General features: G+C 70.4%; 26 protein-coding genes and 3 tRNA genes. 8 read left to right on the forward strand and 21 right to left on the reverse strand.

What is annotated here, in order from left to right; all coding sequences use genetic code 11:
- Positions 1 to 305 precede the first annotated feature (305 nt).
- The 8 genes from rplL to IE118_RS15445 all read right to left on the reverse strand — a co-directional run bounded on the left by rplL (position 306) and on the right by IE118_RS15445 (position 5,571).
- The gene (rplL, locus tag IE118_RS15410; protein WP_189558444.1) at positions 306 to 689 is read right to left on the reverse strand and encodes a 50S ribosomal protein L7/L12; all 384 of its coding nucleotides are present in this window, start codon (positions 687 to 689) and stop codon (positions 306 to 308) included.
- 115 nt (positions 690 to 804) lie between these two features.
- The gene (rplJ, locus tag IE118_RS15415; protein ID WP_030823469.1) at positions 805 to 1,335 is read right to left on the reverse strand and encodes a 50S ribosomal protein L10; all 531 of its coding nucleotides are present in this window, start codon (positions 1,333 to 1,335) and stop codon (positions 805 to 807) included.
- A 330-nt stretch (positions 1,336 to 1,665) separates the two neighbouring features.
- Positions 1,666 to 2,604, reverse strand: coding sequence for an SCO4651 family lipoprotein (locus tag IE118_RS15420; protein ID WP_189558445.1), 939 nt, complete (start codon positions 2,602 to 2,604; stop codon positions 1,666 to 1,668).
- A 161-nt stretch (positions 2,605 to 2,765) separates the two neighbouring features.
- Complete coding sequence (gene rplA / locus IE118_RS15425; RefSeq protein ID WP_189558446.1) at positions 2,766 to 3,491, reverse strand: 50S ribosomal protein L1; 726 nt, start codon at positions 3,489 to 3,491, stop codon at positions 2,766 to 2,768.
- An 82-nt stretch (positions 3,492 to 3,573) separates the two neighbouring features.
- A complete protein-coding gene (gene rplK / locus IE118_RS15430; protein WP_006130605.1) occupies positions 3,574 to 4,008 on the reverse strand; it encodes a 50S ribosomal protein L11 in 435 nt (144 codons plus the stop codon).
- 176 nt (positions 4,009 to 4,184) lie between these two features.
- Positions 4,185 to 5,021, reverse strand: coding sequence for a transcription termination/antitermination protein NusG (nusG, locus tag IE118_RS15435; RefSeq protein WP_189558447.1), 837 nt, complete (start codon positions 5,019 to 5,021; stop codon positions 4,185 to 4,187).
- Between the two features lie 80 nt (positions 5,022 to 5,101).
- The gene (gene secE, locus IE118_RS15440) at positions 5,102 to 5,389 is read right to left on the reverse strand and encodes a preprotein translocase subunit SecE (RefSeq protein ID WP_189558448.1); all 288 of its coding nucleotides are present in this window, start codon (positions 5,387 to 5,389) and stop codon (positions 5,102 to 5,104) included.
- Between the two features lie 109 nt (positions 5,390 to 5,498).
- Positions 5,499 to 5,571, reverse strand: a tRNA-Trp gene (locus IE118_RS15445).
- Positions 5,572 to 5,854: 283 nt separating this feature from the next.
- Here IE118_RS15445 and IE118_RS15450 point away from each other — a divergent pair.
- Together IE118_RS15450 and IE118_RS15455 are read left to right on the forward strand one after the other, a co-directional pair.
- Positions 5,855 to 7,081, forward strand: coding sequence for a pyridoxal phosphate-dependent aminotransferase (locus tag IE118_RS15450; protein ID WP_189558449.1), 1,227 nt, complete (start codon positions 5,855 to 5,857; stop codon positions 7,079 to 7,081).
- Between the two features lie 222 nt (positions 7,082 to 7,303).
- A complete protein-coding gene (locus IE118_RS15455) occupies positions 7,304 to 8,278 on the forward strand; it encodes an adenosine deaminase (RefSeq protein ID WP_229846820.1) in 975 nt (324 codons plus the stop codon).
- Here IE118_RS15455 and IE118_RS15460 read toward each other — a convergent pair.
- The 7 genes from IE118_RS15460 to IE118_RS15490 form a co-directional block, all read right to left on the reverse strand.
- Positions 8,259 to 8,930 carry a hypothetical protein gene (locus tag IE118_RS15460; protein WP_189558451.1) on the reverse strand — a complete coding sequence of 224 codons (672 nt, stop codon included), beginning with the start codon at positions 8,928 to 8,930 and terminating at the stop codon, positions 8,259 to 8,261. The genes IE118_RS15455 and IE118_RS15460 overlap by 20 nt on opposite strands.
- Positions 8,931 to 9,047: 117 nt before the next feature.
- A complete protein-coding gene (locus tag IE118_RS15465) occupies positions 9,048 to 10,103 on the reverse strand; it encodes a UDP-N-acetylmuramate dehydrogenase (RefSeq protein WP_189558452.1) in 1,056 nt (351 codons plus the stop codon).
- 54 nt (positions 10,104 to 10,157) lie between these two features.
- Positions 10,158 to 10,586 (reverse strand): MaoC family dehydratase, encoded by a 429-nt coding sequence (locus IE118_RS15470; RefSeq protein ID WP_189558653.1) that lies wholly within the window; start codon positions 10,584 to 10,586, stop codon positions 10,158 to 10,160.
- An 8-nt stretch (positions 10,587 to 10,594) separates the two neighbouring features.
- Positions 10,595 to 11,047 carry a MaoC family dehydratase N-terminal domain-containing protein gene (locus IE118_RS15475; protein ID WP_189558453.1) on the reverse strand — a complete coding sequence of 151 codons (453 nt, stop codon included), beginning with the start codon at positions 11,045 to 11,047 and terminating at the stop codon, positions 10,595 to 10,597.
- Between the two features lie 145 nt (positions 11,048 to 11,192).
- Positions 11,193 to 11,357, reverse strand: coding sequence for a 50S ribosomal protein L33 (gene rpmG, locus IE118_RS15480; RefSeq protein WP_003948671.1), 165 nt, complete (start codon positions 11,355 to 11,357; stop codon positions 11,193 to 11,195).
- An 88-nt stretch (positions 11,358 to 11,445) separates the two neighbouring features.
- Positions 11,446 to 11,518 (reverse strand) — tRNA-Met (locus IE118_RS15485).
- 46 nt (positions 11,519 to 11,564) lie between these two features.
- A tRNA-Thr gene (locus IE118_RS15490) sits at positions 11,565 to 11,637 on the reverse strand.
- A gap of 215 nt (positions 11,638 to 11,852) precedes the next feature.
- Here IE118_RS15490 and IE118_RS15495 point away from each other — a divergent pair.
- Entirely contained in the window at positions 11,853 to 13,118 is a 1,266-nt protein-coding gene (locus tag IE118_RS15495) for an amidohydrolase family protein (RefSeq protein ID WP_189558454.1), read from the forward strand.
- 172 nt (positions 13,119 to 13,290) lie between these two features.
- Positions 13,291 to 13,947, forward strand: a complete 657-nt coding sequence (locus IE118_RS15500) for an NAD(P)H-binding protein (protein WP_189558455.1) — start codon at positions 13,291 to 13,293, stop codon at positions 13,945 to 13,947.
- 13 nt (positions 13,948 to 13,960) lie between these two features.
- Here IE118_RS15500 and IE118_RS15505 read toward each other — a convergent pair whose 3' ends face one another.
- A complete protein-coding gene (locus IE118_RS15505) occupies positions 13,961 to 14,173 on the reverse strand; it encodes a hypothetical protein (protein ID WP_189558456.1) in 213 nt (70 codons plus the stop codon).
- Between the two features lie 294 nt (positions 14,174 to 14,467).
- Here IE118_RS15505 and IE118_RS15510 point away from each other — a divergent pair, with 294 nt between their 5' ends.
- The 3 genes from IE118_RS15510 (at position 14,468) to IE118_RS15520 (ending at position 16,593) form a co-directional block, all read left to right on the forward strand.
- Entirely contained in the window at positions 14,468 to 15,190 is a 723-nt protein-coding gene (locus tag IE118_RS15510; protein ID WP_189558457.1) for a hypothetical protein, read from the forward strand.
- A 35-nt stretch (positions 15,191 to 15,225) separates the two neighbouring features.
- Positions 15,226 to 15,651 (forward strand): hypothetical protein, encoded by a 426-nt coding sequence (locus IE118_RS15515; RefSeq protein ID WP_189558458.1) that lies wholly within the window; start codon positions 15,226 to 15,228, stop codon positions 15,649 to 15,651.
- Between the two features lie 453 nt (positions 15,652 to 16,104).
- Positions 16,105 to 16,593, forward strand: coding sequence for a YajQ family cyclic di-GMP-binding protein (locus IE118_RS15520; RefSeq protein WP_024883143.1), 489 nt, complete (start codon positions 16,105 to 16,107; stop codon positions 16,591 to 16,593).
- Positions 16,594 to 16,669: 76 nt separating this feature from the next.
- Here the strand turns inward: IE118_RS15520 and IE118_RS15525 are convergent, their stop codons facing one another.
- Positions 16,670 to 16,936 (reverse strand): GlsB/YeaQ/YmgE family stress response membrane protein, encoded by a 267-nt coding sequence (locus tag IE118_RS15525; RefSeq protein WP_189558459.1) that lies wholly within the window; start codon positions 16,934 to 16,936, stop codon positions 16,670 to 16,672.
- Between the two features lie 91 nt (positions 16,937 to 17,027).
- On the opposite strand from IE118_RS15525, the gene IE118_RS15530 reads away from it, so the two are divergent.
- Positions 17,028 to 18,275: an APC family permease gene (locus tag IE118_RS15530; protein WP_189558460.1), complete on the forward strand. Its 1,248-nt coding sequence runs from the start codon at positions 17,028 to 17,030 to the stop codon at positions 18,273 to 18,275.
- A gap of 251 nt (positions 18,276 to 18,526) precedes the next feature.
- Here the strand turns inward: IE118_RS15530 and IE118_RS15535 are convergent, their stop codons facing one another.
- The 4 genes from IE118_RS15535 to IE118_RS15550 all read right to left on the reverse strand — a co-directional run bounded on the left by IE118_RS15535 (position 18,527) and on the right by IE118_RS15550 (position 23,118).
- On the reverse strand, positions 18,527 to 18,928 hold the full coding sequence (locus IE118_RS15535) for a YccF domain-containing protein (RefSeq protein ID WP_189558461.1): 402 nt from the start codon (positions 18,926 to 18,928) through the stop codon (positions 18,527 to 18,529).
- On the reverse strand, positions 18,925 to 19,788 hold the full coding sequence (htpX, locus tag IE118_RS15540) for a zinc metalloprotease HtpX (RefSeq protein WP_189558462.1): 864 nt from the start codon (positions 19,786 to 19,788) through the stop codon (positions 18,925 to 18,927). The genes IE118_RS15535 and htpX overlap by 4 nt, the downstream gene beginning before the upstream one ends.
- Positions 19,789 to 19,993: 205 nt before the next feature.
- The gene (locus IE118_RS15545; protein WP_189558463.1) at positions 19,994 to 21,493 is read right to left on the reverse strand and encodes an NADH-quinone oxidoreductase subunit N; all 1,500 of its coding nucleotides are present in this window, start codon (positions 21,491 to 21,493) and stop codon (positions 19,994 to 19,996) included.
- The gene (locus IE118_RS15550; RefSeq protein ID WP_189558464.1) at positions 21,490 to 23,118 is read right to left on the reverse strand and encodes a complex I subunit 4 family protein; all 1,629 of its coding nucleotides are present in this window, start codon (positions 23,116 to 23,118) and stop codon (positions 21,490 to 21,492) included. Before IE118_RS15550 ends, IE118_RS15545 begins: the two co-directional genes overlap by 4 nt.
- Positions 23,119 to 23,122: the final 4 nt, after the last annotated feature.

The raw sequence follows: 23,122 nt of genomic DNA on the forward strand, positions 1-23,122 counted from the left end.
CCCTCTTTGCCGTCGATCCATGCCTCGGATTCGGATCCTTGTGACGACGCGTCCTGAGAATTGCGCGCTGCGTGCGGTTCGTCAAGGCCCCCCTTGCCCGAGCCGCTTGCCACGGGGCGATTCCTCGCGGCCCCGGGAGGCACAACGAAGATCACCCTACCCCCCGCCGTCCCGGGGGCAAGGCAGCCGCCACCGGGCCCCTCGTACGCCGAAGAGCGACCACCCGGATGGATGATCGCTCTTCGGTGCTTGAGCGTTACACGTCCCGTGGGACGCGCTGCGGATCCCGTGGGACCCGCGAGGTCTTACTTGACCTCGACGGAGGCGCCGGCGCCCTTGAGGGACTCGGCGGCCTTCTCGGCGGCGTCCTTGGCGACCTTCTCGAGAACGGGCTTCGGGGCGCCGTCCACGAGGTCCTTGGCCTCCTTCAGACCCAGGGAGGTCAGCTCACGCACGACCTTGATGACCTGGATCTTCTTGTCGCCGGCACCGGTGAGGATGACGTCGAACTCGTCCTTCTCCTCGGCCTGCTCGACCGGGGCACCCGGGCCGGCGGGGCCGGCGACGGCGACGGCCGCGGCGGCGGTGACGTCGAACTTCTCCTCGAAGGCCTTCACGAACTCGGAGAGCTCGATGAGGGTCATCTCCTCGAACTGGGCGAGCAGGTCTTCCTGGCTGAGCTTCGCCATGATGGCGGTCCTTCCACTAATTCGGCAGGTGCCGGATGTACGGGGTGAGGCGGGCGTACGTCGGGCCCGCTGCGACCCCCGCCGCTAGGCGGCCGGGGTCAGGAAGCGAGCCGAATTACTCGGCACCGCCCTGCTCGTCCTGCTTGGCACGGAGCGCGTCCACGGTGCGGACGAGCTTCGAGGGGAGCGCCTGGAAGAGCTGAGCAGTCTGCGTCTGCTTGCCCTTGAAGGCACCCGCCAGCTTGGCGAGCAGAACCTCGCGGGACTCGAGGTCCGCGAGCTTCTTGATCTCGTCGGCGGACATCGCCTTGCCGTCAAGGACACCGCCCTTGATGACGAGATTCGGGTTGTCCTTGGCGAAGTCACGAAGACCCTTCGCCGACTCCACCGGGTCACCGGTGACGAAGGCGACCGCCGTCGGGCCAGCGAAGAGCTGGTCGTCGAGCGTGATCCCGGCCTCGTTGGCCGCAATCTTGGTCAGCGTGTTCTTCACCACGGCGTACTGGGCGTTCTCACCGAGCGAACGACGCAGCGTCTTGAGCTGCGCCACGGTGAGACCGCGGTACTCGGTCAGCACGGCGGCGTTGGAGCTGCGGAACTTGTCCGTCAGCTCGGCAACCGCGGCAGCCTTGTCGGGCCTCGCCATAGAGCCTCGGCCTCCTTCCGGGTGATTCGGACCGCGCGGACCCGAAGGAGGACTGGGGAAAACGAAACGCCCCGGGCGCAGGCGCACGGGGCTCAGCTCGACCGGTCTTTCGCATGCTCGCGGCAGCGAACTCCGGGAACTCTTCCACTGACACCTGCGCGGGTCGTCCGCAGTTCAGCGGATCCTTCGGCCACCGCGCCCTCTGACGAGCGCACGGCAACGACCAGCGGTCTTTGGCTTCTGTGGAAGAGTACGCGAACGGATCGGCATGGAGCAAATCGGCCGACCGGGTGGCCCCGGGGGACCGGGGCCCGTGGTGCCGGGCGGGCCTTACGCGCCCGCGCCCAGCTCCTCCAGCTCCTTCATCATCTCCATGAAGTCGAAGGTGTCCTTGGCCGGCGGGGCCTCGACCGCGGCGGCGGCGCCGTAGTCGGAGTAGTGCGCCGTCATGTTCATCGTGCCCTGGTCCATCTGCATGCCGACGACCATCTTGGCCGGGTAGTCGTCCTCGTTGACCCAGACCTCGGTGTCGTAGCCCTTCAGGCCCGTCTTCTTCATGTTGGCGACGAGCTGCTCGCGCTCCTCGTCGGTGAAGGCGCCGTCGAGGCCCTTGTTGGCGTCGAGCATCTCCTCGATGGTCAGGGTGCCCTTGTAGTGCTGCGTCTGGACGCCGTCGACCTTCTCAGGACCCACGTGCTTCAGGCTCTTGGACTCGAGCAGCAGGGCGAGCTGCTGCGCCGGGTCCTGGTTCATGTTCTCCATGCCGCCGGTCATCTGCTTCTGGATCTCCGGGTCGCCGGAGGCCTCGGCCATGGCGCCGAAGTCCATCTTCATCCAGCGCTTGCCGTCCATCTCGGCGGCCTGCTCCGCGCCCATGTCCATGTACATGGCACCGTCCAGCATGATCATGCGCATCTGCTCGGGCGCTTCCGGGTCGCCCGCCGTGAGGGCGGAGCCCTTCATGGTGACGTCCATGACGGCCGGGTCCCAGCCCTGCACGCCGGACATCTCCATGGTGCCGCCGCCGTCCAGGCCGGCCGGCATCGTCATGGTCATCCGCACCTTGGAGGACTTGGCCTCCGAGGTCTTCTTGAAGGCCGCCTGGAGGACCTTCGTCATCTCGTTCTGCGTCTGCGCCTCGGACTGTGCCGAGCCGGCGGCCTTCTTCTTGCCGCCCTCGTCCCCGTCCCCGCTGCATCCCGCGACACCCGCGACGACGGCCGCGGCCGTCAGACAGACACCCGCGCGCTTCCAAGCGGCCATGGCCATGAATCCCACCCCTGGTTGTTTCTCTGTGCTACGTCTGTGAAGTCAAGGGAACGGTAACCCACCCGAGTGACACTGTCGTACGAAAAAGCCCGCCCCCGGGCCTCTGGGAGGCTCGGGGGCGGGCTTTCACAGTGCGCGGACCGGCAGAGCGGTCACCCGGCTCAGACGGCGGCCGGGTCCTCCTCGACGAGGAGGTTGCGGGTGCGGTTCGGGTCGAGCGGAATGCCGGGGCCCATCGTGGTGGTGATGGCGGCCTTCTTGATGTAGCGACCCTTGGCGGCGGACGGCTTCAGACGGAGGATCTCCTCCAGGGCCGCACCGTAGTTCTCCACCAGCTTGGTGTCGTCGAACGACGTCTTGCCGATGATGAAGTGCAGGTTCGAGTGCTTGTCGACGCGGAACTCGATCTTGCCGCCCTTGATGTCGTTGACGGCCTTGGTGACGTCCGGGGTCACGGTGCCGGTCTTCGGGTTCGGCATCAGACCACGGGGACCGAGCACGCGGCCGAGGCGGCCGACCTTGCCCATGAGGTCCGGGGTGGCGACGACGGCGTCGAAGTCCAGACGGCCCTTCGACACCTCGTCGATCAGCTCGTCGGCGCCGACGATGTCGGCGCCCGCGGCACGCGCGGCCTCGGCACGGTCACCGGTCGCGAAGACCAGGACCCGGGCGGTCTTGCCGGTGCCGTGCGGGAGGTTCACGGTGCCACGGACCATCTGGTCGGCCTTGCGCGGGTCGACACCCAGGCGGAAGGCGACCTCGACGGTGCCGTCGAACTTGGTCGTGGACGTCTCCTTGGCGAGACGGACGGCCTCGAGCGGGGCGTACAGCTTCTCCCGGTCGATCTTGGCGTCCGCAGCGCGGAGAGACTTGCTGCGCTTGCTCACTGAAAGCTCCTGTGGAATCTGAGGAGTCGTGGTCCGGGCCGAGCCGGCCCTTCCACTACTGCTTGGCTTACGGGGGTGGAGGTCAGCCCTCGACCGTGACGCCCATGGAACGGGCGGTGCCGGCGATGATCTTCTCGGCGGCGTCCAGGTCGTTGGCGTTGAGGTCGGGCATCTTGGTGGTGGCGATCTCACGGACCTGGTCACGCGTGATCTTCGCGACCTTGGTCTTGTGCGGCTCGCCGGAGCCCTTCTCCACACCCGCGGCCTTGAGGATCATCTTGGCGGCCGGCGGGGTCTTGGTGATGAAGGTGAAGGAACGGTCCTCGTAGACCGTGATCTCCACCGGGATGACCCAGCCGCGCTGCGACTCGGTCGCGGCGTTGTAGGCCTTGCAGAACTCCATGATGTTGACGCCGTGCTGGCCCAGCGCGGGGCCGACCGGCGGGGCCGGGTTGGCGGCACCGGCCTGGATCTGGAGCTTGATGAGCCCCGTGACCTTCTTCTTCTTGGGAGGCATGGCTCTCCGGGTCCTTTCGATTCGGGTCCTGCCCACGTCATGGGGACAACCCGGACGCAGGCATACCGCACAACGATAACGGGTATAGATGCGCGGCCAAAACCGAGCAGGTCAGACAAACGCGCGAGCGTTCGCCTGACCTGCGCGGAAGCTGTGTACCAGCCGTTCCAGAAGGGCTAGTTCTTCTGGATCTGGTCGAAGGAGAGCTCGACCGGCGTCTCCCGGCCGAAGATCTCCACCAGGCCCTTGACCTTCTTGGAGTCGGGGTTGATCTCGTTGATGGTCGCCTGGAGCGTGGCGAACGGGCCGTCGGTGACGGTGACCGAGTCGCCGACCTCGAAGTCCAGCACCTGGACCTCGACCTTCCGCTGCGGCGCCGGCTTGCCCTCGGCCTCGGCGGCCTCGCGGGCGGCCTTCTCCTCGGCTTCCGGGGCGAGCATCTTGACGATCTCGTCCAGTGTCAGCGGGTACGGGTCGTAGGCGTTGCCCACGAAGCCGGTGACGCCGGGGGTGTTGCGGACGACGCCCCAGGACTCGTTCGTCAGGTCCATGCGGACCAGGACGTAACCCGGGAGCTTGTTCTGCTTGATCGTCTTGCGGTCGCCGTTCTTGATCTGGACGACCTCTTCCTGCGGCACCTCGGCCTGGAAGATGTAGTCCTCGACGTTCAGCGAGACGGCGCGCTGCTCCAGGTTGGTCTTCACCCGGTTCTCGTAGCCCGCGTAGGTGTGGATGACGTACCACTCACCGGGCAGGGTCCGCAGTTCCTCGCGGAGCTTCTCGACCGGGTCGCGGTCGTCCTCGGGCTCGTCGGCCTCCTCGGCCGCTTCCGCGGCCTCGGTGGTCTCGTCCGCCTCGGCGGTCTCGTCCGCGGTGGTGTCATCGGCAGCCTCGGCCGCGGAGGCCTCGGTGTCCTCGACGTCCGCCGCCTCGACGGCGACGGGCGCGTCCTCGGCGGACTCGGCCCCTTCGCCGTAAGGCTCGACGGCGTCGTTCACGTTCGGGTCAGACACGGTGGCTGCTTCTTCCTGGATACATAGGGGTGGAACATGCGAAAGGAGCGCCGGGTACCTCGGCGCTCTTCGCTCGGGGATCAGCCGAAGACGTACTTGGCGGCGTTGCTGAGGCCATAGTCGATCAGAGTGATCAGGCCGATCATGACGACCACGAAGATGATCACGGCGGTCGTGTACGACGTCAGCTGGTTTCGGGTCGGCCAGACGACCTTGCGGAGCTCCGCGACGATCTGGCGGTAGAAGAGCGCGAGGCGCTTCAGCGGACCCTTCTTGGCCCGCTTGCCGCCCTTGCGGGTCTTCTTCTTGGAGTCCGGAGCCTCGTCCTCGGCATCAGGCATGTCGATGGAGCCCACGGCGTCCGTCACTCGTCCTCACCTGATTCCGGGTCGTGGCCGTGCCGCGCCCGGTCCGAGCCCGCACGGCGGTGCATTGCTGTACGTACATGCGCACACATCCTGGCGATGGTGTGTGTAGCAGGGCCGGAGGGACTTGAACCCCCAACCGCTGGTTTTGGAGACCAGTGCTCTACCAATTGAGCTACGACCCTTTGTGTGTCCCCCAACGTACCGCATCCCCCCGGATGCTCGGTGTGCACCGGACGGGCGCGGACCGCTGAAGGCCAACGAGGTGAGAGTGTACGTGTTCCTGGGCCGGGCGTCGAACAGAAAGTGCCTGTGGGAAACCGTCCCGGCCGGGGAACGGCGCGCGACCGCCCCCACGACGTGGCCCCCGCGCCGCGGATCCGGACTGGTGTTCAGCGGTTTGCCCGGTGATGTTCAGTCCGTGAAACCCCCGTGCCCGCCGGGTTTCCGGTCTGGAACGATGGGCCCATGAGCGCTGCAACCCCTCCCACCGAGCGCCGGGTCTCCGCCCGAGTCGGCGCGATCTCCGAGTCCGCCACCCTCGCCGTGGACGCCAAGGCCAAGGCCCTCAAGGCCGCCGGGCGACCGGTGATCGGCTTCGGCGCCGGTGAGCCCGACTTCCCGACGCCGGACTACATCGTCGAGGCCGCGATCGAGGCCTGCAAGAACCCGAAGTACCACCGCTACACGCCGGCCGGCGGTCTGCCGGAGCTGAAGGCCGCGATCGCCGCCAAGACGCTGCGCGACTCCGGCTACGAGGTGGACCCGTCCCAGATCCTCGTCACCAACGGCGGCAAGCAGGCCATCTACGAGGCCTTCGCCGCGATCCTCGACCCGGGCGACGAGGTCATCGTCCCGGCGCCGTACTGGACGACGTACCCGGAGTCGATCCGGCTGGCCGGCGGTGTCCCGGTCGAGGTCGTCGCCGACGAGACCACCGGCTACCGCGTGAGCGTGGAGCAGCTGGAGGCGGCCCGCACGGAGAAGACGAAGGTCGTCCTGTTCGTCTCCCCGTCGAACCCGACCGGCGCGGTCTACGGCGAGGCCGAGACCGAGGCGATCGGCAAGTGGGCCGTGGAGCACGGCCTGTGGGTCCTCACGGACGAGATCTACGAGCACCTGGTCTACGGCGACGCCGTCTCCGTCTCCCTGCCCGCGCTGCTGCCCGAGCTGCGCGACAAGTGCATCGTGGTCAACGGTGTCGCGAAGACGTACGCGATGACGGGCTGGCGGGTCGGCTGGGTCATCGGCCCGAAGGACGTGGTGAAGGCGGCGACCAACCTCCAGTCGCACGCCACGTCGAACGTCTCCAACGTCGCCCAGGCCGCCGCCCTCGCCGCCGTCTCCGGCGACCTGGACGCGGTCGCGACGATGCGCGAGGCCTTCGACCGCCGGCGGAAGACCATCGTGCGGATGCTCAACGAGATCGACGGCGTGCTCTGCCCGGAGCCCGAGGGCGCGTTCTACGCCTACCCCTCGGTGAAGGCCCTGATCGGCAAGGAGATCCGGGGCAGGCGCCCGCAGGACTCGGTCGAGCTGGCCGCGCTCATCCTGGAGGAGGCCGAGGTCGCGGTGGTGCCCGGTGAGGCGTTCGGCACCCCGGGCTACCTGCGGTTGTCGTACGCGCTCGGCGACGAGGACCTCGTCGAGGGCGTGAGCCGGATCCAGAAGCTGCTCGCGGAGGCGCGGGACTGACCTCCCCCGTCACCCCAGGGGCGCCCGGATTCACCCCCGGGCGCCCCTGTTCGTTTGTGCGAGCAAGACCACGAAAGGGGAAAGCGCTACCGGGACGGACGGGACGTGCGGCAGGATCCTGGAATGCTGAGCTCTTCAGGGGGGCACCCCCCGAACCCCCCGCGTGTACGTGATGTCTCCGAGCTGCCGAAAGCCCATCTCCACCTGCACTTCACCGGGTCCATGCGGCCCGCCACCCTGCTGGAGCTGGCCGACAAGTACGGGGTCCGCCTGCCCGAGGCGCTGACCGACGCGCTGACCGGCGGGGAGGCGCCGAGACTGCGCGCCACCGACGAGCGCGGCTGGTTCCGCTTCCAGCGGCTGTACGACGCCGCCCGCTCGTGCCTGCGCGAGCCGGAGGACATCCAGCGGCTGGTGCGGGAGGCGGCGGAGGAGGAGGTGCGCGACGGCTCCGGCTGGCTGGAGATCCAGGTCGACCCGACGTCGTACGCGCCCCGGCTGGGCGGGCTGATCCCGGCGCTGGAGATCATCCTGGACGCGGTGGACTCGGCGATGCGGCACACCGGGATCGGGATGCGGGTGCTGGTGGCCGCCAACCGGATGAAGCATCCGCTGGACGCGCGCACGCTGGCCCGGCTGGCGGTGCGGTACGCGGACCGGGGCGTGGTCGGGTTCGGGCTGTCCAACGACGAGCGGCGCGGGATGGCCCGCGACTTCGACCGCGCGTTCGCGATCGCCCGGGAGGGCGGGCTGCTGTCCGCCCCGCACGGGGGCGAGCTGGCGGGCCCCTCGTCGGTGCGGGACTGCCTGGACGACCTGGAGGCGCACCGGATCGGGCACGGTGTGCGGGCGGCGGACGACCCGCGGCTGATGCGGCGGCTCGCGGACCGCCAGGTGACCTGCGAGGTCTGCCCGGCGTCCAACGTGGCGCTGGGGGTCTACGAGAAGCCCGAGGACGTACCGCTGCGGACCCTGTTCGAGGCGGGCGTGCCGCTGGCGCTGGGCGCGGACGACCCGCTGCTCTTCGGTTCCCGGCTGGCGGCTCAGTACGAGATCGCGCGTGTCCACCACGGTTTCACGGACGCGGAGCTCGCGGAGGTGGCCCGCCAGTCGGTGCGGGGCTCGGCGGCCCCGGAGGACGTGAAGGCGAAGCTGCTGTCGGGCGTGGACGACTGGCTCAACGCCCCGGTCGCCTGAAGTGGGCGTAGGGCGGATACGCCTTGAAGCAGATCAGCACCTCGTGGGGGTGGCCGCCGCCGGGCCGCTGGGTGAGTCCGGGGACCGCCGCCACCATGGCCGGGTGCCCCCGGGAGACGCCCTTCTGATGTGGTCCCCGGCCCGCCGCGCGGGCGAAGGACATCGCCGTCTCGGCGAAGACGTCCCGGCTGCCGAAGAGGAAGAGCGTGCGGGCGTGGGTGACGTGCCGCAGCTCGTCCCGGCAGTCCGCTCGCGCCGCGCGCCGGCGCCATGCGGCCGCGTCCCGGTCCGTGCGCCGTTCGTCGGTGCGGACCGTCAGGGGCGTGCCCCGGCCGAGCGTGCGGCGCAGCCGAGGCCACCGGCTGGGCCGCAGTCCGTAGGAGTGGTGGACCAGGAGGAGGTCCACCGGTTCGCCGACGCCCTCGGTGGGCGGTGCGCTGTCGCACAGCGGCAGGTGGACGATCGTGTGCCGTGAGCAGGCCGCGAAGGAGAACAGGCGGGCGAGGCGGTTCAGCCCGTCGTGGTCGCCGAGCAGCAGGCCGATGGGTTCCGGGGCGCGCAGCGAGGTGTGGCGCAGCGGGTGCAGGGGCTGGACGACGCGGTGCTCGACCGGACCGGTGCGGGGGCGGAACTGGCGCAGTCTCAGACGCATGGGGTCGGCCTCACCGGCCCAGGATCGCGGGCCGGCGGGCAACAGAATTCCGCCGCTGCCGGCTGCCGACTGCCGACTGCCGACTGCCGGCTGCCGATTGCCGACTGCCGACTGCCTTCAGAGGCTGACGCCGACCGTCACGGGCTCGTTGACCAGAGTGATGCCGAACGCGTCCCGGACCCCCGCGACGACCTCGCGGGCGAGCGCCAGCAGGTCCTCGGTGGTCGCCTCGCCGCGGTTGGTGAGGGCGAGGGTGTGCTTGGTGGAGATGCGGGCGGGACCGTGGCCGTAGCCCTTGGAGAAGCCTGCCTTGTCGATCAGCCAGGCCGCGGAGGTCTTGGTGTGTCCCTCGCCCGCCGGGTACGCGGGGGCCTCGACGCCGTCGCCGAGCCGCTCGCGGACGCGCGTGCGGAAGGCGGCGAACGCCTCGTCGTCGAGGATGGGGTTGGTGAAGAAGGAACCGGCCGACCAGGTGTCGTGGTCGTCGGGGTCCAGCACCATGCCCTTGCCGGCGCGGAGCCCCAGGACCGTCTCGCGGGCGGTGGCCAGCGGGACCCGCTCGCCCGGCGCCACGCCGAGGACGCGGGCCGTCTCGGCGTACCTGACGGGACCGGACAGGCCGCCGGCGTCCTCCAGGGCGAAGCGCACGCGCAGGACGACGTACCGCTGGGGGTCCGACTTGAAGCGGCTGTGGCGGTACGAGAAGGCGCACTCCGCGTTGCTCAGGGTGACGGTCTCGCGGGCCCGGCGGTCGTAGGCGACGACCTCGGTGACGGTGGAGGAGACCTCCTGCCCGTACGCCCCGACGTTCTGGATCGGGGTGGCGCCCGCCGAGCCGGGGATACCGGCCAGGCATTCGAGACCGGCGAGGCCCGCCTCCACGGTGCGGGCGACGGCGTCGGTCCACACCTCGCCGGCCGCCAGCTCCAGGTGCGTGCCGTCCAGGGTGTACCCCCGGGTGGCGACGACGAGGGCGGTGCCGTCGAAGCCCTTGTCGCCGATGACCAGGTTGGAGCCGCCGCCGATGATCAGCAGCGGGGTGCCGCTGTCGTCGGCGTCGCGGACGACGGCGATCACCTCGTCGTCGGTCGTCGCGGTGACCAGCCGGGTCGCGGGGCCGCCCAGCCGGAAGGTGGTGAGCGGGGCGAGGGAGGCGTCGTGGAGTTCCTGCACGGGCTCAAGACTACGAGACGGCACCGACGGCCCCGCTCCCCCGGCCCGTCCGGCTCAGCCGAGCCGGACGACGGCCCGCGACATACCGAGGACCTTCTGTCCCGCGCTGGTGGCGGTGAGGTCCACGCGCACGGTGTGGTCGTCGAGCTTGGCGGCGACCTTGCCGCTGACCTCGATGACGGCACCCAGGTCGTCGTCGGGGACGACCACCGGGCGGGTGAAGCGGACGCCGTACTCGACGACCGCGCCCGGGTCGCCCACCCAGTCGGTCACCACGCGGATCGCCTCGGCCATGGTGAACATGCCGTGCGCGATGACGTCGGGCAGGCCGACCTCCTTGGCGAACCTCTCGTTCCAGTGGATGGGGTTGAAGTCGCCGGAGGCGCCCGCGTACCGGACGAGCGTGGCGCGGGTCACGGGGAACGTCTGCGCGGGCAGCTCGGTGCCGACCTCGACGTCGGCGTAGGAGATCTTCGCCGTCATGGTGTGGTTCACGCCTCCTCGGCCGCGCGGGCCACCAGCTTGGTCCAGGCGGTCACGACGTGTTCGCCGTCCTGGTCGTGCACCTCGCCGCGGATGTCCAGTATGTCGTTGCCGGCCATCGACCTGATCGTCTCGATGGTCGAGGTGACGGTGAGCCGGTCGCCGGCGCGCACCGGCCGGTTGTAGGCGAACTTCTGGTCGCCGTGCACCACCCGGCTGTAGTCGAGGCCGAGCTGCGGGTCGGCGACGACCTCGCCCGCGGCCTTGAAGGTGATGGCGAACACGAAGGTGGGCGGGGCGATCACGTCGGGGTGGCCGAGCGCCTTGGCGGCCTCCGCGTCCGTGTACGCCGGATTGGCGTCCCCCACTGCCTCGGCGAACTCACGGATCTTCTCCCGGCCCACCTCGTAGGGCTCGGTGGGCGGGTAGCTCCGCCCGGCGAAGGACTGGTCGAGCGCCATGCGCGCGGCACCTCCTGTGTCTGCCTGTCTCTGGACTGTCCCGGCCGGTCCGGGCCGTCTCCGTCCGCCTGCGTCCGGCCGGTGGCGGGGAAACGACACGAGGCCGCCCCCCGGGTGGGGAGACGGCCTCGTGTACGAGCCTGTTTTATCGCGTTTCGCGGTGCGCGGTGTGCGCATTGCAACGCGGGCAGTGCTTCTTCATCTCAAGACGGTCCGGGTTGTTACGCCGGTTCTTCTTGGTGATGTAGTTCCGCTCCTTGCACTCCACGCAGGCCAGCGTGATCTTCGGGCGGACGTCGGTGGCAGCCACGTGAGTGCTCCTTGACGAACGGATTGACTGTATTTACGCAAGAAGAGTAGCCGATCGAAGGACCGACCCCGCAATCGGCTACTGTCTGTAGCGGTGACCGGACTTGAACCGGTGACACAGCGATTATGAGCCGCTTGCTCTACCGACTGAGCTACACCGCTTTGATGCGATCGGGCCCCGCCTCGCGGCGGGAACCTCACACACCAGAGCCCCAAAACGGAATCGAACCGTTGACCTTCTCCTTACCATGGAGACGCTCTGCCGACTGAGCTATTGGGGCGAGCGAGGAAGACATTACACGGTCCGCAGCCGTTCGCCCAAATCCGTTTCGGGCCCCCCTGTCCCCTCATGGGGGACCACGCGGACCACGCCGGTACGACTATTGCGCTCCTCCCGGCGAGCGGTGGGGGACCGTCCTAGGCTCGTCTCACTCTGTGTGATCTTGCCCCCGTGTGCTGCGCGTCCCCGTGCCGCAGCCGGAGCCCCAGGAGTGTGATGCCCGACAGCCGGCCGCAGCCACCGTCCGACTCGTGGCCGACGCCCTCGGGTTCACCTCCGGCCGCCCCGGCTCCCCTGCTGCTGTGCGGAGCGCGGCTCACCGACGGCCGCACCGTGGACGTACGGCTGGGGGGCGGGCGCATCGAGGCGGTCGGCACGGCGGGCAGCCTGACGGCGGACGGCACCCGCGCGTGCGGCACCCGGGTCGACCTCACCGGCTACCTGCTGCTGCCGGCGCCCGTCGAACCCCACGCCCACGCGGACACCGCCCTGTCCGCCGACACCGACGGACCCGTCTCCCACCAACCCAGGGACGTCCGGCGCCGTGCGACGGAGGCGGCGCTGCTGCAGCTCGGGCACGGCGCGACGGCGCTGCGGGCCCACGTGCGGGTGGGCGACCTGGCCGGGCTGGGTGTGCTGACCGCCGTACTGGAGGCGGGGCGATCGCTGCGCGGGCTGGCCGAGTTGACGACCGTGGCGATGCCGCGGGTGCTGACCGGGGCGGCCGGGGCGGAGGGGCGCGCGGTGCTGCGCGACGCGCTGAAGATGGGGGCGGCCGTGGTGGGCGGCTGCCCGGACCTCGACCCCGATCCCATCGGCTATGTGGAGGCGGCCCTGGAGGTCGCCTCGGAGCACGGCTGTCCCGTCGACCTGCACACCGACGCCACCGATCCCGCCCGGCTGGCCCGGTTCGCGGCGATGGCGGGCGGGTTGCGGCCGGGGGTCGCCTTCGGCCCGTGCGGCGGCCTCGCGGCGCTGCCGGCCGACCTGGCCGCCCGTACCGCGGACCGGCTCGCGGCGGCCGGGGTGACGGTCGTGTGCCTGCCCCAGGGCGGCTGCGGCGCCGTGGACGCCCACTCGGCGGCCCCGGTACGGCTGTTGCGCGCGGCGGGGGTGCGGGTGGTCGCGGGGAGCGGCGCCCTGCGGGACGTGTCGAACCCGGTGGGCCGCGGCGACCCGCTGGAGGCGGCCTATCTGCTGGCGTCGTGCCAGGGGCTGTCCGCGCGGGACGCGTACGCCATGGTGAGCACGTCCGCCCGGGCGGCCCTGGGGCTGCCGGAGGTGCGGGTGGAGGCCGGTTTCCCGGCGGAACTGCTGGCGGTCCGCGGCGAGGCGCTGCCGGGTGTGCTGTCGCTGGCGTACAGCCGGATCGTGGTCCACGGGGGGCGGGTGGTGGCGCGGACGAGCGCGGTGCGGGAGTACTGCGACTCGGCGGACGGAGCGGCGCCGGGACTGCCCCGGCAGGGGCGCGGACCCGCGTAGGGCACGGGGGCCGTGTGGGGGGGCGGGTCCGGGGCAGGCGCGGGGCCGTGCGGGCGCGGGGCCGTGCGGGCGCGGGGCGACCGCGTGGCCGTCCCCTGCGTGTCACGGCGTGTCGCGGCGCGCCGCCGGAGTCGCGCGGCGGATGGGGCCGGCCGGGCGTACGGTCGGAGACATGCGCATTGTCATCGCTGGTGGTCATGGTCAGATCGCGCTGCGGCTGGAGCGGCTGCTCGCCGCGCGCGGGGACGAGGTGGCGGGCATCATCCGCAAACCCGAACAGGCGGAGGACCTGCAGCAGTTGGGCGCCGAGCCGATCGTCCTGGATCTGGAGTCGGCGTCGGTGGAGGAGGTCGCCCAGCGGCTCGAGGGCGCGGACGCGGCGGTGTTCGCGGCGGGCGCCGGCCCGGGCAGCGAGGTCGGCCGCAAGGAGACGGTGGACAAGGCCGCGGCGGTCCTCTTCGCGGACGCGGCCGTCCGCGCGGGCGTCCGGCGCTTCGTCATCGTGTCGTCCATGGGCGCGGACCCGGAACACGAGGGGGACGAGGTCTTCGACGTGTACCTGCGCGCCAAGGGCGAGGCGGACGCCCATGTGCGCGGCCTGGACGCCCTGGACTGGACGGTTCTGCGCCCCGGCCAGCTCATCGACGACGCCGGCACCGGTCTGGTCCGCCTGGAGGCCCACACGGGCCGCGGCCCGGTGCCGCGCGACGACGTGGCCGCCGTCCTGGCGGAGCTGGTGGACACCCCCGCGACGGCCGGGCTGACGCTGGAACTCATCAGCGGCAACGCCCCGGTGTCGGTGGCCGTCAAGTCGGTGGCGGGCAACTGAGCGGCGGCGGACGCTAGAAGAGGGACATCTGCCCCGGGAACTCCGGCACCACGTGCCCGTCCAGCGACGGCTGTTCCGCCCCGAGCGGAGCCGGCCTTCGCGATCCGGGGCAGGACGTCAGTTCCCCGCTCCCCCGCGCGCCGGGCGGATCGTGCCGCGCGTACCGCCCGGCGACGACGGCGATCTCACGGCGGCACTCGGGGCAGGCACGACGGCGCGACGACATGCAGTCAGTGTGCCCCGGCGCCCGCGCCCGTGGAACGGACCGCCGCCTCAGCGCTACGGAATTGTACGGAGAACACATTTTCGCGGTGCCGTCTTTGCCTCTCGGCACGGAGATCTTTGATCGTCCCTCGGATGACCTCCGCACCACCTCGGAAATAGTCAGTCCCATCCGATCGATCGGATGGATCAACCGCCCCCCGGTGCACGAAGTGCGGGATCGGCACATCGCGGTCACGGCCGGTTATCGATCTGCTACGTTGGGTACAAGAGTCGGGGTTGAGGCAACTCTTCGGGGGTGGTTGTCGTGCGCTGGGACAATCTTGCCATGGGTGCACGCGCTGTCCTGGATCCCACGGGAAAAGCACTTCCCGCACGGGCGGCGGACACCGATTTCGACGTTCGTCCGTTCAATGAGGGCGTGGAGGCCCTCATCGCGGCACTGGACGCCGAAGAAAGTTCCCCCGTCGAGCCGGAAAGACGCCCCGGCTTACGGAAACGGCCGGAACCTTCCCTTTCCCTTTCCCGCCTGCGGCTCGTCGCAGTGACCGCCAGTTTTCTCTCGGCCGTCCTGACATCGACACTGGGGCTTCTCTCCCTGGCCAGTGGGACGAATTGGCCTGTGGCCGTCCTCTCCACAAGTTCCGTCCTGGCCACCCTGGGGATCGCGGCCTTCTTCACCGCGCTGCAGCGCTCGCTCAAGCAGAAGCAGCGGGCGCTGCACAGCCGCGCGGTGGAGGTGGAGGACGTGCACGAGGCGCTCCGGCGCATGGCCGAGCACCAGGTCGAGTCCCTTGAGGCCCGCAGCCTCATCCGGCGCAGCAAAGGGGATCCGGAGCTGGCCCACGCGCTGCTCATGGAGATCATCTCGGAGTACGAGGTGGGACGCGAACGCCATCTCGCCTCCGCCGGCCACTCCCCGAAAATGAGCGTGGAACAGGTCATGAAAACGGCAAGTGAGGATCACCCCGTGGTGCAGATGCTGCGTCGTCTTGCATCAGATGTGCAGGAGGCACTGTAAGAATGCACCACGCGGGGGAAGAAACCGGTTCGAAAGTGGACGTCGACCGACTCATCGAACTGGTCGGGAAATTGGAGAACGCCGACAAGGCCACTCTCCGGCGAGTCCTGAAAGAGATCAATTACACGGCTCGCACCCAACGCATCAACATGTACCTCGGGCACGCCACGACCGTGCTCGGGAATCTGGTGGCCGGCGGAGTGGTCGCCGCATTCATCTGGGTGGCTCACAGCATGGTCGAAGCACAAGAAGCCGGATATGGCGTGCTGCTCTGCGGGCTACCCGCCTCTTCCATCGCGGCGATTTTCGTCGTGAAGAAACTTCCCGACTTCAAGGCGCTCGCTTCACTGGCACGTCAGGTGCAACCGGCGCAACAACCGGCCGAACAAGTTCCCGCCGCCCGCACACCGGTCGACGGCAATCCCCAAAGCGCCGAACAAACCGGCGGCGGCACCGTCTGAGCAGTCGTCCGGACACCGCCTGAAAACGGAAGGGCGCCCGCCAGGGGCAAGACGACCCGTAGTACCAGGTCGCGGGCCCGCAGGCGGGCGCTTCGCGCCGTCCGGGCCCTGACTACCGGAACGCCGAGGGGCCCGTCACCTGCTGTGTAGGTGACGGGCCCCTCGTTCCCCAGAGTGGCGGCGCCAGGATTCGAACCTGGGAAGGCTGAGCCACACCGCCTGGGATGCTGCCCTGGCCCGCCTTGCGGCGGTGCTCCGTGGCAACGACGTAAACAATACCCGATGCGGAGGGGTGCTTCGCCACCCGATTGATCGCCACCGTGAGGGCGGGGGGTGACTAGGCTGGTGCGGATGCGGTCCGGAGCCGATGCCGGGCTCCGGGCCGTCCCCCGTATGCCGGTACGCATCCGGTGCGCAGCCCGATACGCACCCCGATTCAAGGAGCCACAGGACATGGCCGACTCCAGTTTCGACATCGTCTCGAAGGTCGAGCGGCAGGAGGTCGACAACGCCCTCAACCAGACCGCCAAGGAGATCTCGCAGCGCTACGACTTCAAGGGCGTCGGTGCCTCGATCTCGTGGTCCGGGGAGAAGATCCTCATGGAGGCGAACTCCGAGGACCGGGTCAAGGCCGTCCTCGACGTCTTCCAGTCCAAGCTGATCAAGCGGGGCATCTCCCTGAAGGCCCTGGACGCGGGCGAGCCGCAGCTCTCGGGCAAGGAGTACAAGATCTTCGCGTCGATCGAGGAGGGCATCTCCCAGGACAACGCGAAGAAGGTGGCGAAGATCATCCGCGACGAGGGTCCGAAGGGCGTCAAGGCCCAGGTGCAGGGTGACGAGTTGCGGGTCAGTTCCAAGAGCCGCGACGACCTCCAGGCCGTCATCGCCCTCCTCAAGGGCAAGGACTTCGACTTCGCGCTCCAGTTCGTGAACTACCGGTAGGACCGCGGACGCAGGACGCAGGAGTCGGGCGGGGCGGGCACCGGGCGGTGCCCGCCCCGCCCGCGTCCCGCGTGCGTCAGTCGCGCGAGTGGCCGAACAGGATGCGGTAGGCGATCAGGAGGACCAGGGAGCCGCCGATGGCGGCGACCCAGGTGGTGCCGTCGTAGAAGTCCTTGGTGATCGGCTGGTCGAGCCAACGGGCCGATATCCAGCCGCCGATGAAGGCACCGGCGACACCGATGAGGGTCGTGCCGACGAGGCCGCCCGGGTCGCGGCCGGGGAGCAGGAACTTCGCTATCGCTCCGGCCAGCAGCCCCAGGATGATCCAGCTGATGAACGTCATGCGGTGCACCTGCCCCTTTCCGGTCGCTCGCACCCGGGAAGACGCCACGCGTCCATGTGCCGGTTGCACGTGATCAGTAGGGTGCGGCCCCATGACAGACACCTCCGGTCCCCGCCTGCGGCGCACGCTCGGCGTCGGTGACGCCGTGGTCATCGGGCTCGGTTCGATGCTGGGCGCCGGGATCTTCGCCGCGCTGGCGCCCGCGGCGCACGCCGCCGGCTCCGGTCTCCTCCTCGGACTGGCGGTCGCCGCGGTGGTCGCCTACTGCAACGCTGCCTCGTCGGCCCGTCTCGCCGCCCGCTACCCGGCGTCGGGCGGCACGTACGTGTACGGCAGGGAGCGGCTCGGGGAGTTCTGGGGCTACCTCGCCGGCTGGGCGTTCGTGGTCGGGAAGACGGCCTCCTGCGCGGCGATGGCGCTCACCGTGGGCGCGTACGTGTGGCCGGGTCAGGCGCACGCCGTCGCGGTCGCCGCCGTGGTGCTGCTGACCGCGGTGAACTACGGCGGTGTGCAGAAGTCCGCGTGGCTGACGCGGGCGATCGTGGGTGTGGTGCTGGCGGTCCTCGCCTCCGTGGTGGTCGCGTGCGTGACGTCGGGGCAGGCCGATGCCGGACGGCTGGACATCGGGGTGTCCGAAGGGGCCGGCGGGGTGCTTCAGGCGGCCGGTCTGCTGTTCTTCGCCTTCGCGGGGTACGCCCGTATCGCGACCCTCGGTGAGGAGGTCCGGGACCCGGCGCGCACCATCCCCCGGGCCATTCCCCTGGCCCTCGGCATCACGCTGGTCGTGTACGCGGCGGTTGCCGTGGCCGTCCTGTCGGTGCTGGGGGCGGACGGGCTGGGCGATGCCACCGCGCCGCTCGCCGACGCGGTGCGGGCCGCCGGGGTGCCCGAGCTGGCGCCGGTGGTGCGGGCCGGCGCGGCGGTGGCCGCGCTGGGTTCACTGCTCGCCCTGATCCTGGGGGTCTCCCGGACCACGCTGGCCATGGCCCGGGACCGGCATCTCCCCGGTGCCCTGGCCGCCGTGCATCCGCGGTTCCGGGTGCCGCACCGGGCGGAGCTCGTGGTGGGCGCGGTGGTCGCCGTACTGGCCGCCACGGTGGACGTGCGGAGCGCGATCGGCTTCTCCTCCTTCGGTGTGCTGGCGTACTACGCGGTGGCCAACGCCTCGGCGTGGACGCTCGACGCGAGGCCGGTGGTGCGGTTGGTGCCGGCCGTGGGGCTCGCCGGATGCCTGGTGCTGGCGTTCTCGCTGCCGCGGGTCACGGTCGCCGTGGGCGCGGGGGTGCTCGCGGTGGGCGTGGCCGCCTACGGGGTGCGCAGGGCGGCCGGAGACAGGTAGCCGGAGGCAGGTATCCGGAGGCAGGTATCCGGAGGCAGGTATCCGGAGGCAGGTAACGGCGGATGGGCGCCGGGGCGTGTCCTCGGCCCGGGCGGGGCCCGCTCGTGCTCGGTCATGGGTGCATCGTGCGGGGTGACCGCCGGACCGCGTGCGGGCCTGTGGACAACCCCAGGACTGTGGGCAACTCCCCGACTGTGGACGACTCCCGGACTGTGGACGACCGCCGATCCGCGACGGACCGGCGGGCCCGCCTACCAGCGCGAGGTGGACGTGAACGCCTGGTCCGTCCGCACGATCTCGCGGCCCAGCGGGAACAGCGAGACCGGGATCAGCTTGAAGTTGGCGATGCCCAGCGGGATTCCGATGATCGTCACGCACAGGGCGAGCCCGGTGAGGACGTGACCCAGCGCCAGCCACCAGCCGGCCAGGAGCAGCCACAGCACGTTGACGAGGAAGGAGGGGGCTCCCGAGTCCCGGCGTTCGACCGTGGTGTACCCGAAGGGCCACAGGGCGTAGACGCCGATCCGGAACGCGGCGACGCCGAAGGGGATGCCGATGATCGTGATACAGAGCAGCACGCCCGCGAGCAGGTAGCCGAGGAACAGCCAGAAGCCGCTGAAGACGAGCCATATGACGTTCAGGATGGTCTTCACTGGTGATGACCTGCCATCTTCTCGAGCCGGGCGATGCGTTCCGCCATCGGCGGGTGGGTGGAGAACATCTTGGAGAGCCCCCGGCCGGGACGGAACGGATTGGCGATCATCATGTGGCTGGCCGTCTCGATGCGGGGCTCGGGAGGCAGCGGCAGCTGCTTGGTCCCGTGTTCCAGTTTGCGCAGGGCGCCGGCGAGAGCGAGCGGGTCGCCGGTGAGCTGGGCACCGGAGGCGTCCGCCTCGTACTCCCGGGAGCGGCTGATGGCGAGTTGGATGACGGACGCGGCGAGCGGGCCCAGAATCATGATCAGCAGCATGCCGAGCAGGCCGGGGCCGTCGTCGTCGTCCGAGCGGCCGATCGGGATCAGCCAGGCGAAGTTGACCAGGAACATGATCACGGAGGCGAGGGCTCCGGCGACCGAGGAGATCAGGATGTCCCGGTTGTAGACGTGGCTGAGCTCGTGCCCGATGACGCCGCGCAGCTCCCGCTCGTCGAGCAGGCGCAGGATGCCCTCGGTGCAGCACACGGCGGCGTTGCGCGGGTTGCGGCCGGTGGCGAAGGCGTTGGGGGCCTCCGTGGGGGAGATGTACAGGCGGGGCATGGGCTGGCGGGCCTGCGTGGAGAGCTCGCGGACCATGCGGTACAGGCCCGGCGTCTCGAACTCGCTCACCGGGCGGGCCCGCATCGCGCGCAGCGCCAGCTTGTCGCTGTTCCAGTACGCGTAGGCGTTGGTGCCGAGCGCGACCACGACGGCGACGACGAGGCCCGTGCGGCCGAAGAAGCTGCCGATGACGATGATGAGTGCGGACAGTCCCCCGAGGAGGACCGCTGTCCTGAGCCCGTTGTGCCGGCGGTGCACGGTACGCCCTCCAAGTCGTGCGGCAGGGGACCCTCGCTTGCTGATCTTCCTTGTGACCTGCGCTGCCACTGGTTTCGTGGTGTCACGTCCAGTGGACCCTCCCGTACCGGTCAACGCGAGGCGAAGGGCACTAGTTCCCTTGTGCGCGCGGTGGCACGTGTGAACCGTCCGGGTGACGGACGGGCGGGGAGGCCCCGGGAGGGCCTCAGAAGAGTCCGGTGTCGGTGAAGCGGAGGACCAGCTGGGGGGCGCCGGACAGGACGATGCCGATCACCCCGGTCAGGGCGAGGGCGGCGGTGAGCGGAGCGGGCAGGCGGTGCCGGACCGGCTCGCCCGCGGGGGCACGGAACAGCAGGGCGGTCCAGCGGAGGTAGTAGACCAGCGCGATCACGACGTTGACGGCCATGACGACGGCGAGCCAGCCGAGTCCGGCGTCGACGGCCGCGGCGAAGACGGTGACCTTGGCGAAGAGGCCGATGATGCCCGGCGGGAGCCCGGCGAGGCAGAGCAGGAAGAAGCCGAGGAGCAGCGCGGTGAGCGGGCTGGAGGCGTACAGGCCGCGGTAGTCGGCGACGCGGTTGAGGCGGTGCGCGCGGCCCACGAGGGCGGCCACCGCGAAGGCGCCCAGGTTCACGGCGGCGTACATGAGGGCGTAGGCGAGGGTGGAGCCGATGGACCTCTCGGGGTCGCCGGAGTACGCGGCGGCGGCGATCGGCACCAGGAGGTAGCCGGCCTGGCCGACGGACGACCAGGCGAGGAGGCGTACGGCACTGTGCGCGCGCGAGGCCTGCTGTCTGAGGGCGCCGACGTTGCCGACGGTCATGGTGAGCGCGGCCAGGACGGCGAGGGCGGGGCCCCAGACGTCGGCGTAGGACGGCAGGGCGACGACGGTGACGAGGATCAGGCCGGAGAAACCGACCGCCTTGCCGATGACGGACAGGTACGCGGCGATCGGCAGGGGGGCGCCCACGTAGGTGTCGGGGACCCAGAAGTGGAACGGCACGGCGGCGGTCTTGAAGGCGAAGCCGACGAGGGTGAGGACGACACCGGTCTGGGCGAGGGTGTGGAGCTGTCCGTCGACGGTCTGGATCCGCTCGGCGACGCGGGTCAGGTGCAGGGTGCCGGTGGCGGCGTAGACGAAGCCGATGCCGAGCAGGCTGACCGCGGTGGCGGTGACGGAGGACAGGAAGAACTTCAGGGCCGCCTCGGAGGACCTGCGGTCGCCGTGCCGGAGGCCGACCAGGGCGAAGGCGGGCAGGGAGGCGACCTCCAGGGCGACGACGAGGGTGGCGAGGTCGCGGGAGGCGGGCAGGAGGGCGGCGCCGGCCGCGGAGGCGAGGAACAGGAACCAGTACTCGCCCTCGGGGAGCCGTGCGCGGTCGTCCTTCAGGGTGGTGACGGAGAGCAGGGCGGTCAGGAGGGCGCCGCCGAGGACCAGGAACTGGATGACGAGGGTGAAGCGGTCGGCGGTGTAGCTGCACACGCTCGTGTCTCCGACCAGGCAGAAGGTGCTGCGGTCGGCGTCGAGGAGGGGCAGCAGCATGAGCGTGGCGGCGGCGAGTCCGGCCACCGCCAGCCAGCCGAGGAGCGGCTTCCTGCGTTCGTCGACGAACAGGTCGGCGACGAGCACGGCGAGTCCGACGACCGCCGCGATGGTGGGGGGCGCGATGGCCAGCCAGTCGACGGACTGGACGAGGGAGCTCATCGGGTGCCTCCTGTGAGGAGCTGCTGCACGGCCGGGTCGGTCAGCCCGAGGAGGGCCTTCGGCCACAGGCCGGCGACGACGGTGAGGACGACGAGCGGGGTCCAGGCCGCGAACTCGTAGGCGCGCACGTCGGTGAGGCGCGGGGCGTCCTGGGGCGCGGCTCCCATGCAGACCCTGCGGACCACGATCAGCAGGTACGCGGCCGTCAGGAGGGTGCCGAACGCGCCGATCGCCATGAAGGTGAGGAAGGCGGGCCGGCTGAGTCCCGCGGCGGGCTCGAAGGCGCCGAACAGGGCGAGCATCTCGCCCCAGAACCCGGCGAGGCCGGGCAGTCCGAGGGAGGCGACGGCGGCGAAGGCGAACAGGCCGCCGAGGCGGGGGGCCCGGCCGTAGAGGGCGGCGCCGGTCTCGGGATGTTCCGGCGCGGCGGAGCCGCTCGTTGCGGGGTGGTGGCCGGGTGACTGGCGGGCGAGGGTGTCGAGGTCGGTGCTGCCGGTGCGGTCCTTGAGGGCGCCGACCAGGAAGAACAGCAGGCCGGTGACGAGGCCGTGGGCGATGTTGGCGAACAGGGCGCCGTTGACGCCGGTCGGGGTCATGGTGGCGATGCCGAGGAGGACGAAGCCCATGTGGCCGACGGAGGAGTAGGCGATGAGGCGCTTGAGGTCGCCGTTCGCGCCTCGTCCGGCGAGGGCCAGGCAGGCGAGGGATCCGTAGACGATGCCGACGACGGCGAACGCGGCCAGGTACGGCGCGAAGGTGCGGAAGCCGTCCGGCGCGGCGGGCAGCAGGATCCGTACGAACCCGTAGGTGCCCATCTTCAGCAGGACGCCGGCCAGCAGGACCGAGCCGACGGTCGGCGCGGCGGTGTGGGCGTCCGGCAGCCAGCTGTGCAGGGGCCACATCGGGGTCTTGACCGCGAGGCCGATCCCGATCGCCAGAACGGCGATGACCTGCACGGACGCGGTCAGGGACCGGCCGTTGTCAGTGGCGAGTGCCACCATGTCGAACGTGCCCGCCTTGATTCCGATCAGGAGCAGGCCGAGCAGCATGACCACGGAGCCGAGCAGCGTGTAGAGGATGAACTTCAAGGCGGCCTCGGCCCTGCCCTCGCTGCCCCAGCGGGCGATGAGGAAGTACATCGGGATGAGGACCGTCTCGAAGGCGAGGAAGAACAGGACCAGGTCGAGGACCGCGAAGGTCGCCAGGGTGCCGGACTCCAGGACGAGCAGCAGGGCGACGAAGGCCTTCGGGGACGGGCCCGCGGGCGGCTTGAAGTACGAGTACAGGGCGCTGAGGAAGGTCAGCAGCGCGGTGAGGACCAGAAGGGGGAGGGAGATGCCGTCGGTGCCGAGGTGGATGCGCACGTCGAGTGCGGGGATCCAGCTGATGTCGGTCGTGGCCTGCATCGTGGCCGGCCGGCTGTGGTCGAAGCCGAGCGCGAGGACGATCGCGGCGGCGAGGACGGCGCCGGTGACGGTGACGCCGTGGCGGAGCACGGCCTGCTCGGGTGACTTCCCCTTCAGTCCGGGCGGGGCCGGCAGGAGGGCGGCGGCGGCGCCGAGGAGCGGGCCGACGACGAGGAACGCCAGAAGGAACTGCATCACGGACTCGCTGATATCGATCACGCCT

This window comes from Streptomyces pilosus (assembly GCF_014649835.1).
GTDB lineage: Bacteria > Actinomycetota > Actinomycetes > Streptomycetales > Streptomycetaceae > Streptomyces > Streptomyces pilosus.

Coding starts and splice junctions, on each gene's coding strand:
- rplK (WP_006130605.1), bottom strand. CDS start 4,008: ATGCCTCCCAAGAAGAAGAAGGTCACGGGGCTCATCAAGCTCCAGATC.
- IE118_RS15475 (WP_189558453.1), bottom strand. CDS start 11,047: ATGGCGCTCGACCAGTCCTTCGCCGGGCGGAGCTACCCGCCCACCGAG.
- IE118_RS15420 (WP_189558445.1), bottom strand. CDS start 2,604: ATGGCCATGGCCGCTTGGAAGCGCGCGGGTGTCTGTCTGACGGCCGCG.
- IE118_RS15500 (WP_189558455.1), top strand. CDS start 13,291: ATGCGCATTGTCATCGCTGGTGGTCATGGTCAGATCGCGCTGCGGCTG.
- IE118_RS15450 (WP_189558449.1), top strand. CDS start 5,855: ATGAGCGCTGCAACCCCTCCCACCGAGCGCCGGGTCTCCGCCCGAGTC.
- IE118_RS15455 (WP_229846820.1), top strand. CDS start 7,304: ATGCGGCCCGCCACCCTGCTGGAGCTGGCCGACAAGTACGGGGTCCGC.
- IE118_RS15505 (WP_189558456.1), bottom strand. CDS start 14,173: ATGTCGTCGCGCCGTCGTGCCTGCCCCGAGTGCCGCCGTGAGATCGCC.
- IE118_RS15530 (WP_189558460.1), top strand. CDS start 17,028: ATGACAGACACCTCCGGTCCCCGCCTGCGGCGCACGCTCGGCGTCGGT.
- IE118_RS15545 (WP_189558463.1), bottom strand. CDS start 21,493: ATGAGCTCCCTCGTCCAGTCCGTCGACTGGCTGGCCATCGCGCCCCCC.
- IE118_RS15470 (WP_189558653.1), bottom strand. CDS start 10,586: ATGACGGCGAAGATCTCCTACGCCGACGTCGAGGTCGGCACCGAGCTG.
- IE118_RS15495 (WP_189558454.1), top strand. CDS start 11,853: ATGCCCGACAGCCGGCCGCAGCCACCGTCCGACTCGTGGCCGACGCCC.
- rplL (WP_189558444.1), bottom strand. CDS start 689: ATGGCGAAGCTCAGCCAGGAAGACCTGCTCGCCCAGTTCGAGGAGATG.
- IE118_RS15520 (WP_024883143.1), top strand. CDS start 16,105: ATGGCCGACTCCAGTTTCGACATCGTCTCGAAGGTCGAGCGGCAGGAG.
- IE118_RS15460 (WP_189558451.1), bottom strand. CDS start 8,930: ATGCGTCTGAGACTGCGCCAGTTCCGCCCCCGCACCGGTCCGGTCGAG.
- rplJ (WP_030823469.1), bottom strand. CDS start 1,335: ATGGCGAGGCCCGACAAGGCTGCCGCGGTTGCCGAGCTGACGGACAAG.
- IE118_RS15525 (WP_189558459.1), bottom strand. CDS start 16,936: ATGACGTTCATCAGCTGGATCATCCTGGGGCTGCTGGCCGGAGCGATA.